At 33.2% G+C, this 11,520-nt stretch carries 14 protein-coding genes; 5 read left to right on the top strand and 9 right to left on the bottom strand.

The features are described 5' to 3' along the window. Positions 1-79: 79 nt before the first annotated feature. A complete protein-coding gene (locus CXF67_RS02400) occupies positions 80-427 on the top strand; it encodes a DoxX family protein (RefSeq protein ID WP_102087292.1) in 348 nt (115 codons plus the stop codon). 2 nt (positions 428-429) lie between these two features. Further along, positions 430-708 carry a TIGR03643 family protein gene (locus CXF67_RS02395; RefSeq protein ID WP_102087291.1) on the top strand — a complete coding sequence of 93 codons (279 nt, stop codon included), beginning with the start codon at positions 430-432 and terminating at the stop codon, positions 706-708. On the opposite strand, the gene CXF67_RS02390 is transcribed toward CXF67_RS02395, so the two are convergent. Beyond that, positions 705-1,472 (bottom strand): S1/P1 nuclease, encoded by a 768-nt coding sequence (locus CXF67_RS02390; protein ID WP_102087290.1) that lies wholly within the window; start codon positions 1,470-1,472, stop codon positions 705-707. The genes CXF67_RS02395 and CXF67_RS02390 overlap by 4 nt on opposite strands. Before the next feature lie 161 nt (positions 1,473-1,633). On the opposite strand from CXF67_RS02390, the gene CXF67_RS02385 reads away from it, so the two are divergent. The 3 genes from CXF67_RS02385 to CXF67_RS02375 are packed head-to-tail and all read left to right on the top strand — an operon-like array spanning position 1,634 to position 4,520. Beyond that, complete coding sequence (locus CXF67_RS02385) at positions 1,634-2,440, top strand: HAD family hydrolase (RefSeq protein WP_102087289.1); 807 nt, start codon at positions 1,634-1,636, stop codon at positions 2,438-2,440. A gap of 49 nt (positions 2,441-2,489) precedes the next feature. Further along, positions 2,490-3,755 (top strand): DUF819 family protein, encoded by a 1,266-nt coding sequence (locus CXF67_RS02380; protein WP_102087288.1) that lies wholly within the window; start codon positions 2,490-2,492, stop codon positions 3,753-3,755. 12 nt (positions 3,756-3,767) lie between these two features. Beyond that, positions 3,768-4,520 (top strand): DUF4369 domain-containing protein, encoded by a 753-nt coding sequence (locus CXF67_RS02375; RefSeq protein WP_102087287.1) that lies wholly within the window; start codon positions 3,768-3,770, stop codon positions 4,518-4,520. Positions 4,521-4,546: 26 nt separating this feature from the next. Here the strand turns inward: CXF67_RS02375 and CXF67_RS02370 are convergent, their stop codons facing one another. From CXF67_RS02370 to CXF67_RS02335, 8 genes are all read right to left on the bottom strand, one after another. Continuing rightward, positions 4,547-4,813 (bottom strand): hypothetical protein, encoded by a 267-nt coding sequence (locus tag CXF67_RS02370; RefSeq protein ID WP_015023289.1) that lies wholly within the window; start codon positions 4,811-4,813, stop codon positions 4,547-4,549. Positions 4,814-4,857: 44 nt separating this feature from the next. After that, entirely contained in the window at positions 4,858-5,826 is a 969-nt protein-coding gene (locus tag CXF67_RS02365) for a type I phosphomannose isomerase catalytic subunit (protein WP_102087286.1), read from the bottom strand. Then, positions 5,826-6,281, bottom strand: a complete 456-nt coding sequence (locus CXF67_RS02360) for a peroxiredoxin (RefSeq protein ID WP_102087285.1) — start codon at positions 6,279-6,281, stop codon at positions 5,826-5,828. The genes CXF67_RS02365 and CXF67_RS02360 overlap by 1 nt, the downstream gene beginning before the upstream one ends. 1 nt (position 6,282) lies before the next feature. Continuing rightward, the gene (locus tag CXF67_RS02355) at positions 6,283-6,693 is read right to left on the bottom strand and encodes a 6-pyruvoyl trahydropterin synthase family protein (RefSeq protein WP_102087284.1); all 411 of its coding nucleotides are present in this window, start codon (positions 6,691-6,693) and stop codon (positions 6,283-6,285) included. 9 nt (positions 6,694-6,702) lie between these two features. Next, a complete protein-coding gene (gene idi / locus CXF67_RS02350; RefSeq protein WP_102087283.1) occupies positions 6,703-7,233 on the bottom strand; it encodes an isopentenyl-diphosphate Delta-isomerase in 531 nt (176 codons plus the stop codon). 102 nt (positions 7,234-7,335) lie between these two features. Continuing rightward, positions 7,336-9,615 carry an OmpA family protein gene (locus CXF67_RS02345; protein WP_102087282.1) on the bottom strand — a complete coding sequence of 760 codons (2,280 nt, stop codon included), beginning with the start codon at positions 9,613-9,615 and terminating at the stop codon, positions 7,336-7,338. Between the two features lie 2 nt (positions 9,616-9,617). Further along, positions 9,618-10,556, bottom strand: coding sequence for a PorP/SprF family type IX secretion system membrane protein (locus tag CXF67_RS02340; protein WP_102087281.1), 939 nt, complete (start codon positions 10,554-10,556; stop codon positions 9,618-9,620). A gap of 3 nt (positions 10,557-10,559) precedes the next feature. Next, positions 10,560-11,520, bottom strand: a 961-nt coding sequence (locus tag CXF67_RS02335; protein WP_180957868.1) for a T9SS type B sorting domain-containing protein, incomplete at its 5' end; no start/stop codon positions are given.

Below are 11,520 nucleotides of genomic sequence, written 5' to 3'. Positions count from 1 at the left end.
GAAATTATCAAAATGTGAAAGAACACCTAAATAATTTAAAGACTCATGTAAAACTCAATAATATTTATACTTTGCTAATATGAATTGGGATTTAATTTTGATGGGCGTTATGTATAGTTTTGCAGGAACTATACATTTTATAAAGCCGAAAGCTTATTTAAAAGTCATGCCTAGATTTTTTAAAGCAAGAAAGTTTCTTGTATATCTTTCAGGCGCCATTGAAATCGTATTGGGCATTGGACTATTTTTTCAAAAAACAAGAAGCTTGGCTGCTACAGCAATCATTCTAATACTCATAGCGTTTTTAAGCGTTCACTTTAATATGCTTAGAGGTGAAAAATATGCTATGGGAATCCCAAAATGGATACTATTACTTAGAATCCCACTTCAATTTGTATTAATTTGGTGGGCTTACTTATATATATAATTATGGATAAAGAATTTACGGAAATAGAACTTGACAGGATTATAGAAATGGCTTGGGAGGATAGGACTCCTTTTGAAGCTATAGAATTTCAGTTTGGAGTTACAGAAGCTCAAGTTATTAAAATCATGCAAAAAGAAATGAAACCCTCAAGCTTTAGAATGTGGAGAAAAAGGGTTCAAGGAAGATCTACAAAACATAGAAAACTCAGTGATAATTCTATGAAAAAATTTAAATCTTCAAGACAAAAGCAAATTACTCACAACAAAATCTCAAAGCGTTAAGCATAGATGTCATTCAGTATCACTGCCAATCTTAGTCCCGCTTTATTAATCTGCATCTTGAGTACATGAAACCATTCATACATATATCTATAACTTAGATTTTCGTTAGCTGACGCAGAGCTATAAACCTCTCTTGTCAATTCCCTATTTTCTTCAACCCAATCTAACAAAGATCCAGATTTAATGCTTTTTACTTCGTCCCTATTAAGTTTAGGCAAATTACCAGCTAATTCGCTGTAACTCATATTATAACTTTCAATCATTTGCGTATCCCACACCCTGTGCATATTAGTAGGTTGGTTAAACCATTTTACTTTAAAATCATTAGCCCCCCTATCTTCTTTAAGACCAAAATGCAATGGTTGATGCATATCACCAACTAAATGAATGAGCATTTTCAAGTAGAACTGCTCTTCTTTTTCATTTAGAGCACCTGCTTTAAGTTTTTTTATACACTCTTGAATACCAAAAACGATATCCCCTTCAGGATTCTTTTCAGTTTCAGCATAGGTTTTATCAAAAGGAATGTTAGCGTAGTGCCAAGGTTTATACCTATCGTAGTCATGGTCACTTTTAATTTCATCTGCGTAAGTCGAAGCATCTGCTAGCGACTGGCCGTTTAAAATTCGATCAATTTTATTTTTAACTTTGGATTTAAGATAATGTTCTGCAGTTTCTCCAACAGATCGGTGACCATTTTGTCCCCAATCATTAGAAGCTAATACCGGTTGTGATAAAATTAAAAAAACGAGTATAATTTTCATTTTGGCTTTTTGATTCAAATATATATGTAATAGTTTTAAGTGAGTATTAAATTTTCAGATAAATCCTCTGCTAAAGATGAAACATAATTAACAGGTAAATAGTAGAGATTTACATTATAAACTCTTTAATTTGGGCAGTAATAAATTCAACCTAAAAGACCATGATAAAACTTATATGTAGCGACATCGATGGGACCTTGTTGAATACTGAACGAAAGATTTCCAGCAAAACTAAAATTGAATTTCATAACTTAAAGCATAAACTACCTCTCATTCTTATATCCTCTAGAATGCCCTCTGCGATAAGACATTTACAAAAAGAACTCGGCATTGAGAACTTGCCTTTAGTGGCCTATAATGGGGGATTAATATTGGTTGATAACGAAGTAAAACAAAGCACAACCCTATCTTTTGAACTGGTTAAAAAGATCATTGGTTTGAATAAAGACAGCTTACATTTAAGTTTATATCAAAATGACAAATGGTATGCGCCTGAACAAGACCAATGGACACAAAGAGAAACAAATAATACTAAAGTCAATCCAGAAATCAAGAACAATACCGAAGTTCTCGATCTCTGGGATCCCCTGCAAACTGGTGCTCACAAAATCATGTGTATGGGGGACCCTTGTTTGGTTAATGATTTCTATACTGTATTATCCAATAAATTTCCAAATGACTTACACCTTTACCGATCTAAGGATACCTATATAGAAATAGCTCCTAAGCAAATCTCAAAACGCTCTGCTATTGAATTTTTGATTTCTTCTGAATACAAATTTGAGTTCTCTCAAGTCATGAGTTTTGGTGATAATTACAATGACATTGAGATGCTACAAGCTTCTGGTCTTGGCCTAGCTGTTGGAAATGCTAAAGAAGAAGTTAAAGCAATAGCCAATAAAATTATAGGTGATGCCAAAAAAGATGGAGTTGCAGAGTTTTTATCTGATTATTTTAAAACGCAATAAAGTCATACAATTGCTAATAATTTTTACTTTTACCCCTTAAAATTTTAAGATGGATAAAATACCACTATTTACTAACGACGCTGTTGTTCTTGGAGTACTCATGCTCTCCCTCGGTTTTATATTCTACAGTTCAAATTTAAAAAGTGGATTTTGGAGTCAGTTTTATAAAGTCGTTCCAGCAGTGTTGATGTGCTATCTTATTCCAGCTATTTTTAATTCTTTAGGAATTATAAGTGATTCGTCGTCGAGTTTATATTTGGTAGCCAGCCGCTATTTTCTTCCAGCCTCCTTAGTATTAATGACCTTGAGCATAGACTTAAAAGCCATTAAAAATCTAGGATATAAAGCACTGGTTATGTTTCTTACCGGTACGGTTGGGATTGTTATTGGAGGACCCATTGCAATTTTGTTGATTTCTCTATTTTCTCCAGAAACTGTTGGCGGAGCTGGTCCAGATGCGGTTTGGAGAGGTTTATCTACTCTTGCTGGAAGCTGGATTGGAGGTGGAGCCAACCAAGCAGCAATGCTTGAAATTTTCAAATATAATCCTGCAAAGTATGGAGGTATGGTTTTGGTAGATATTGTTATCGCAAATCTATGGCTTGCTATCATACTCTTAGGAATAGGGAAGTCTGATAAAATCGATAAGTGGCTCAATGCTGATAATACGGCCATTGAAGACTTAAAAGAGAAAATGTCTTCTTATACGAAAAGTGTCTCTAGAAAACCCGAGCTTAAGGATTATATGATAATGCTAGGTATTGCATTTACCGCTGTAGGGTTTTCACATTGGGCATCTGAATATATCTCAGATTTTCTAATTTCTAATTTTGAAATATTTAATGATAAAACCTCTGCCCTATCTTCCTTTACCTCAACATTTTTCTGGATGATTACCATTGCTACCGCTTTTGGAGTTGGCTTATCATTTACGAAAGCTAAATCATACGAAGGAACTGGTGCTAGTCAACTAGGCAGTGTTTTTATTTATTTCTTAGTCGCAACCATAGGTATGAAGATGGACTTAACTACCGTTTTTGAAAACCCAGGTCTTATTTTGATAGGTATTGTGTGGATGTCAATTCATGCAGGCTTACTCATCTTAGTTGCCAAACTCATAAAAGCGCCCTACTTTTTCTTAGCCGTTGGGAGTCAAGCTAATGTTGGAGGTGCAGCATCTGCACCCGTAGTTGCCTCGGCATTTCATCCTTCCTTAACCAGTGTTGGGGTTCTTCTCGCTGTATTTGGATATATTGTAGGAACTTACGCAGCTATAGGCTGTACATTCTTAATGAAAATTTCATCTAATCTTTAAATATAAGTACCAATGAAACATTTTTTACCAATTTTACTCTTTGCTTTTTTAGTTAGCTCTTGTGATAATAAAAAAAGCAATTTGATGATTACTGGCCAAATAACTGGTCTAAAAAAAGGAACCCTATACTTACAGAAAATTGGAGATACTAGTTTAGTCAATATAGATTCTATTCAAGTTGAAGGCTCATCTGATTTTAGTTTCACTACTTATATCGATGAACCACAGATTATGTTTATTGAGCTGGACAGAAATGATGGAGATGACTATGCTGATCTCATAAATTTTTTCGCTGAGCCAGGAGAATTGAGGTTGATGACTTCTTTAAAAAATTATGGAATTGATTTAGAAATCACATCTAATTTTGAGAATCAGAAAAAGCTTGAAGAATATAATGAAGTGATTACACGGTTTAACAACCAAAGGCTAGACCTTATAGAAGCTAACTTTGAGGCTAGCAAGTCTCAAAATGAAGAAAAACTAGACAGTTTGAACAAGAGATTCAATTCTATACTGAAAAGAAAATATTTATATACCGTCAATTTTGCACTAAATAATAAAAACTTGGAAGTTTCTCCTTATGTTTTACTATCAGAAGCTTTTGACGCTAACATAAAATATTTGGATACTGTCTACACTGCTTTGGACAAACCTATAAGAAAGTCACTCTATGGTAAAAAACTAGACGAGTTGATTAAAGAAAGAAAGAAAAATGATGAAGAAAGTGTAGAAACTGAAGTTATTGAAGAAGTCTACAAAGAGTAATTCAATAACCTCAGTGATAAAAACAATTAAAGGTTGTTGAGTCTTTCTATAAACTCATCAGCCTTTTTATTTATATTTCCTTTGACAGACTTCAAATGCTTAGCTCTATCTTCAGAATCTCTTTTGTTAATTTGTTCGATAATATTATCAAATTCTGAAATAATATCGTCAACAAGCTCTTCAGTTTTAATACTAGAATCTTTTGAGTCTGCTTCTTGATTGATAAGTGCTCCGTCGATGATTTCACCGAAGCGATTGTTTAAGTCTTTTTTAAGTTCCTTTTTACTAGCCATTTTTATAAAAATTTAATTTCGGCAAAAGTAAACTAATTTTAATATTAAATACTGATTTCTAAAAGTTTGGTTCCTGAAGATTTAAATTCGATTTTTTTAATACACGCGGGAAGCAAAATGGTCTCCATTGGAAATAACACAAATAAGTTTTTATCATGAGTCAACTCGGCGATTTGAGTCCCTACATTCATATATATAACAAAAGAATCTACTAAAGAATAATCTAAGGTGATTCGCTGATTGATTTCTAAAAAATTAGTTTTGAAATAAGGAGAATCAACGAGAGAAACTTTAGAGTTGAATATAGAATCGTACTCAATTTTATAATCTGAATTAACTTGAAAATCAATAGCCTCTAAGGCAAGGTCTGTATGTAATTCCCTAGAACGACCTTCTTTATCTACTCTGAGCCAATCATAGAGCCTGTAGGTGACATCAGAGGTTTGTTGAATCTCAGCCAGTGTAACTCCTGCTCCTATAGCGTGAACTAAACCAGGTTTTATAAAAAAAACCTCTTCTTCCTCAACTTTTATTTTATTCAAAACATCTTCTAATTGTCCTTTAGCCAAGCTATCCTTGTATCTATCAATTGTGATAGATTCTTTAAAACCGATAATAAGCTCAGCATTTGACTCAGCTTCTGTGATATACCACATTTCTGTTTTCCCAAAACTATTATGTCGCTTTTTAGCTAAAGTGTCACTTGGATGAAGTTGAACCGATAAGTTTTCTTGGGCTTCTATGAATTTTATAAGAATAGGGAACTCGCCATTGAATTTTTCAAAGACAGTTTCTCCAACCAATTCAGTTTTAAATTCAGAAATTAATTGATTTAAAGTCCTACCTGCTAAGGCTCCATTTTGGACAATCGATATATCACCTTCGACACCGCTTATTTCCCAACTTTCACCAATTTGCTTTTGAGAAAGATCACCCTTAGATTTAGACTTTAATTTATTACCTCCCCAAATTTTCTCTTTAAGAATTGGTTTAAATTTAAAAGGGTAGAGCATCAATTTATTTTTTTAATGGCCTTTAGCGCTTTTTTCATGTGCTTGGAAGCATCGAGGCTGTTGAATTTAAAAATCAATTTTCCTTGAGCGTCAATTACAAAGGTTTCCCGACCTGGCACTAATCCTAGTAAGCTTTTTTTGATTCCAAACTTCTTTCTCACTTTTCCAGTGCTATCTGCCAACAAAATAAAAGGGAGGTTGTATTTTGCTGTAAATTTAGCATGAGATTTTTCAGAATCGCCACTAATACCTACCACCTCTGCTCCTATTTCTTTAAAGTCTTCGTAACTATCTCTAAAACTGCAAGCCTCCTTGGTACACCCAGGAGTAAAATTCTTTGGATAAAAGTAAATAACTACTGGTTTCTTACCAATGACATCATCGGAATTGAAAACAATACCGTTCTGGTCATTTAGTTGGAAACTAGGTATAGAATCTCCTTTTTCAATAGACATATTATTCTCCTTTATAGGTTACAAAATTTCTTGGAGTTTCGTATAAGGTCACTTCAAGGTCATGGTTCTTGTTTAATTTAGTCTTTAATTTGTTCCAAATTACTACTGAAATATTTTCGGCTGTCGGATTTAAGTCTTTAAACTCTGGAACTTGTTCATTCAAATTTTTATGATCAAAAGCATCTTCTATTTCAGATTTTATCATATCCTTAAGCACCTTGATGTCTATGACATAGCCTGTTTCAGGGTCTATATCACCTGTTACCGAAGCTATCAATTCGTAATTATGGCCATGAAAATGGGGATTGTTACATTTCCCAAAAACTTTGTTGTTTTTTTCAAAATCCCAATCTTTTCTATAGAGTCTATGCGCTGCATTAAAATGCGCTTTGCGGTGAACTGTTACTTTCATTAGTTTAATTTAAGATTTTACCATTTCACTTTTGTGCTTTTCAAAAATAATTTTGAACCACTCTGTGTATAGGTTTGGATTCTTATTTATATCATTTTCAATATCATCTAGACTCATCCATTTCCAATCGTGGACTTCATCTGAATTGGGTTGAGGATCATTTTGATATTCCCCCACTAAAATGTAATCGAACTCATGTTCTGTTAGACCATTTTCGAAAGGAGCTTTGTAAATAAACGAAATAGTTTCTTTGAGTTCTGTAGAAAATCCCATTTCTTCTTGTAAACGCCGCTTCCCAGCTTCAATATTAGATTCCTCTAGCTTTTGATGACTACAACATGTATTGGTCCATAAACCAGGAGTATGGTACTTGGTTAAGGCTCTTTGTTGGAGCATCAATTCATTTTTAGAATTATATATAAAAACTGAAAAAGCTCTATGAAGTTTTGCTTTTTCATGAGCTTCAATTTTCTCCATAGTTCCTAGCGGATTATCTTTTTCATCGACTAGGATGACATAGTTTTCATTTCTATTTTCCATATCTCAAAAATACGAAATAAGTTGAATTTGAATTCAATAAAGAAAAATTAACCTAACGATAAAAGGTTTTATTTATGAATTATTTAAAATTTGGTAAGATACCTAAAATCTAATTTCACCCCTAAGACCTACAACGAAAGCACCTTTAATCCCAGATTTTATGAGTAGGACACTGTAAGATCTAGCTTCATCTTTAGTTTTGAAAACTGAGGAAAAGTAGCGCTCATAACCATCGTCGTAGACATGACTAAATACATCCTTAACTTGATTAAATTTAATTTCTAATCCTGTTTTTCTTAAAGCTGCAATTTGTACTGTATAAAGCTCTTCAGATGAATTTTTAAAATCATAAAACGCAACTTTAGATGTTCTTAGTTCATTCTGTTGTAATCTATTTCCTTCAAAGCTTTGATTTTGCTTTAAAATAATAAATTCTGATCTCCTATTTAACGCGTGTTCAGATTCAAAACAATCTATTCCATTAGAGCATTTATTGACTAACTGACTTTCACCATAGCCTCTTCCAGATATACGTTCAGATGAAATCCCTGACTTTTCTATGATATAATTTATGGTTGCCTTGGCTCGTTTATTTGAGAGTATTTGATTGTACTCATCTCTTGCTCTACTATCTGTATGAGACCTCACATCAATACGCACAGTAGGATAAGATTTCATGACCGCAATAATCTTTTGAAGTTCAACTTCTGCGTCGGGTCTGATTTGGAATTTATCTAAATCAAAATAAATAGTATCCAATTGAAGTAAGTCACTTAAATCATCTCCATCATCTGCTTTTGTAATCCCTAATTCACCTCCTTCATTCATAGAAAAATTCAAAGAGTTTTCAGTTCCAAAATCAGAATTTATCTCTACTACCTCACCAGATGTAGAAAATCCATCCTTGGAGACCCTTACAACATAACTAGAGCTACAGTCCACTTCAAATTGATAGAAACCTTTGGAATTTGTAATAGTGGAGTCTAATATTTTCAAGTCTCTATCAAAAAGAGAGACTTTTGCATCACTCAAAGGATCTTCTCCATTAGTTTTGAAAATATTGCCATTTAATAATTGGAAACAATCGGTGATTAATTTGTTTAATTGAGTTAATTCATAAATATTATCACTTGTCCCTTCTTGACCTCTATTAGAAGCAAAAAATCCCTTCTTCAGTTTTGAATTAATAATAAAACTGAAATCATCCTTAGAACTATTAATAGGTCTACCTAAATTAAAAACTTCCCCTAATTTTTCATTATCTTTTATTTCTGCTACAAAAACGTCTAAACCACCTAAGCCTAGATGTCCGTCTGAGGCAAAATAAAGGAGACCATCATCACTTACAAAAGGAAAACTTTCTCTCCCTTCAGTGTTTATGCTTTCTCCTAGATTTTCAGGAATACTATAAGTATTGTCTTTACGAATTTCAACTTTAAAAATATCGGACATCCCAATTGTTCCATCCATATCAGAAGAAAAATAAAGTGTCTTATTATCTTTACTTAATGCAGGATAAGCTACAGAATAATTATCATTATTAAAAGGCAGTTCTTCAGGTTTTGTCCAAGTGTTCTCTGAATTTAATTCAGACTTGAAAAGTTTTAGATAACTTATACCATCTTCTCCTCTTTTCAGCTTATTACCTGAGAAGTTATTTCTAGTGAAATAGACAGTTTTTCCATCGCTACTAAAAGCCGCTGAAGACTCATGAAACTTTGAATTTAATTTTTCTGAAAACACAATGGGTTCAGATTTGATGACTAAGGAATCTGATAAATCTGAACTATATAAGTTGAGATAAGGTTTATTATTCCATTCATGAATTCTTTTGACCAACCAAGAATTTGGTCTATTGGATGCGAATACTAGTCTATTTCCATAGAAGGATGGAGAGAATTCTGAGTAATCAGAATTTATAGAAATCTTTTTCAACTCAAATCTACCAGACTGCATTTCTATGAGTTCAAGATAATTGCGTTCTTTCTTTAATCTAGAAACCCTACTATCCATTTCATTGAGAGTATCAAATTCAAACATGATTTCGTCAGATTTTTCGTAGAGCTTGATGCTCTTTAAAGACTGAGCATATCTGAATAAATACTCTTTAGGAAGATTTTGGTTTATATCATATAATTTTTGATACCATTCAAAAGCTTTTTCTAAATCGCTATTGAAGTAATATGAATCGCCTAGCTTTTTAAATAAATTTTCGGATTCATAGCCATTATTAGCGACCTCCAAATAAATTTTTTGAGCATCTATAAAAGCGTAACTTTCGAACATTTTGTCGGCTTCTTTAAGCTTATCTTTTTGACCATAGCCTAAACCCGTAATAAAAATTATTACGAAAAAAATTATATGTCTATTAGTGAATTTCATGCTTAGAAAAATCTAGGGGTGTACATTTTTTTATATTTTTTGAACAATTCAAATCTTACAAAAAACTCTAAGGATCCATCATTATAACTAGAAAAAGTAGAGATATCTCTATCATAAGCTATTCCTAATAAAATAGAGTCTGATGCTTGAAAACCAACAATACCGGAAAACGCAGAATTCAAACGATAGGCTGCTCCTAAAGTAAATTTATCATTAATTAAAAAATTTGAAGATAATTCTGCTAATAATGGAGAACCACTTACATGTCTAAATAGAACTGAGGGCTTAAATTTTAAAGCAGGCGTAAGCTCAAATACAAGACCGGCTGTAAGAAAGTAATGTAAACGATCTCTAACCGTAGCATCTGAAATAGAATTATCTGAAAATCTATCATTCCTCAATAAAGAAGGAACACTCAAGCCTACAAAATACTTATCATTATACAGCAGGGCACCTAATCCTACCTGAGGTGAGATTTTGTTCTCTATATTGTTATTAAACTCTGGATCTGTTGGATCAAAAATATTAAGATCTCTGTAATCTATATTCATTAAATTCACTCCTGCATTTATACCAAATGAGAGCTTAGTATATCTAGACATGTCTAAAGCATAACTGTAGACAGCATTGATATCGGTTTCCTGAGTAATTCCTATCTGATCATTCACTATATTAAAACCTAGACCCATTTTGCCGTCACTAATAGGAGTGTGAGCTGAAAAAGTCTGAGAAGTTGGAGCACCATTAAAGCCAAGCCATTGAGACCTATGTAAGGCTACAGCACTAAGAACATCTCTGGACCCAGCATATGCTGGGTTTATACTCAATGTATTATACATATATTGAGTAAAGTTGGGATCTTGTTGCGCAGAGACTGTTTGAGCTGCTAGAACAAGCAAACTGCATACTAAAGTTATATTCAGAATTCGACGCTTAGCCATAATTTAATTTAAATGTAAATATCCGTTCTTCCTTTCAGGTGTTCCATTTCTATTGATATAATTCAATATATAAAAATAAGTGCCTGTAGGCAAACGCTCATCTTTTTGGATAGTAATATTACCAGAACTAAATCCTCTAAATAGTTTATTATTATTTAGTCCATATCCCTCCACATCAAAAACTTTTACGCCTTGTCTGTTAAAAATCTGAACTGAATTTTCTGGATAGTTTTGTATCCCTTCAATTCTAAAAAACTGATTTTGGAAAGTACTGCCTTCCGAAGAAACCGCATTATATATAATAATATCGTCAATTAAAAACCCGTCATTATCAGATATCACCAAAGATCCTGCGTTTACTAAAGTCGTAGTTGGATTTGTTCCTTCAGTCTGTGTAACATCGGTTGGAAAATCTAAATCTGTAATATCTATTTCAGAAATAGTTACTCCTGCAATAACTTCAATGTCCCAATCACCTTCTATATTAGTTTCTACTTCTAATTGGTCACCAAACGAATCAATAACAAATATTGTTACATTAGGTATTCCTTCCTCACTGGCATCCTGAGTGCCATTACCATTGTTATCGAAATATAGACGACCACTTAGAATGCCTAATTCATAAAACCCATCAACCTCATTGAAGGTTTGTCCTATTACAATTGTTGTGGTTGTTGGATTGTCCCCTTCTGTTTGCGCTGCTCCTATTGGGAAATCTGCATCAGTTTCATCAATATCAGATGTAGCATTACCAGGCGGTAAGTCTATACTCCAGTCTCCATTGGAATCTGTTACAAGTGTTGTGGTAGCTCCAAACACATCGGTAATTTCAACATCAACATTCGGCATGTCTGCTTCACTTGACTCCTGAGTACCATTTCCATTTTCATCGAAATATAAATGCCCTGTAAGCTCTCCTGAAACAAAGAACCCATCAATTTCATTAAGCGTTTGTCCGGTTAAA

The organism is Psychroflexus sp. MES1-P1E, assembly GCF_002836055.1.
Classification (GTDB): Bacteria; Bacteroidota; Bacteroidia; order Flavobacteriales; family Flavobacteriaceae; genus Psychroflexus.
The sequence above is the reverse complement of the archived record's forward strand: the minus strand, read 5'-3'. Positions and strand labels throughout refer to the sequence as shown.

Bases quoted from the DNA above. Each gene is read 5' to 3' on its own strand.
- CXF67_RS02345 (WP_102087282.1), bottom strand. From the start codon at position 9,615: ATGAAATTCACTAATAGACATATAATTTTTTTCGTAATAATTTTTATT.
- CXF67_RS02370 (WP_015023289.1), bottom strand. From the start codon at position 4,813: ATGGCTAGTAAAAAGGAACTTAAAAAAGACTTAAACAATCGCTTCGGT.
- CXF67_RS02365 (WP_102087286.1), bottom strand. From the start codon at position 5,826: ATGCTCTACCCTTTTAAATTTAAACCAATTCTTAAAGAGAAAATTTGG.
- CXF67_RS02390 (WP_102087290.1), bottom strand. From the start codon at position 1,472: ATGAAAATTATACTCGTTTTTTTAATTTTATCACAACCGGTATTAGCT.
- CXF67_RS02355 (WP_102087284.1), bottom strand. From the start codon at position 6,693: ATGAAAGTAACAGTTCACCGCAAAGCGCATTTTAATGCAGCGCATAGA.
- CXF67_RS02360 (WP_102087285.1), bottom strand. From the start codon at position 6,281: ATGTCTATTGAAAAAGGAGATTCTATACCTAGTTTCCAACTAAATGAC.
- CXF67_RS02340 (WP_102087281.1), bottom strand. From the start codon at position 10,556: ATGGCTAAGCGTCGAATTCTGAATATAACTTTAGTATGCAGTTTGCTT.
- CXF67_RS02385 (WP_102087289.1), top strand. From the start codon at position 1,634: ATGATAAAACTTATATGTAGCGACATCGATGGGACCTTGTTGAATACT.
- CXF67_RS02400 (WP_102087292.1), top strand. From the start codon at position 80: ATGAATTGGGATTTAATTTTGATGGGCGTTATGTATAGTTTTGCAGGA.
- CXF67_RS02395 (WP_102087291.1), top strand. From the start codon at position 430: ATGGATAAAGAATTTACGGAAATAGAACTTGACAGGATTATAGAAATG.
- CXF67_RS02375 (WP_102087287.1), top strand. From the start codon at position 3,768: ATGAAACATTTTTTACCAATTTTACTCTTTGCTTTTTTAGTTAGCTCT.
- idi (WP_102087283.1), bottom strand. From the start codon at position 7,233: ATGGAAAATAGAAATGAAAACTATGTCATCCTAGTCGATGAAAAAGAT.
- CXF67_RS02380 (WP_102087288.1), top strand. From the start codon at position 2,490: ATGGATAAAATACCACTATTTACTAACGACGCTGTTGTTCTTGGAGTA.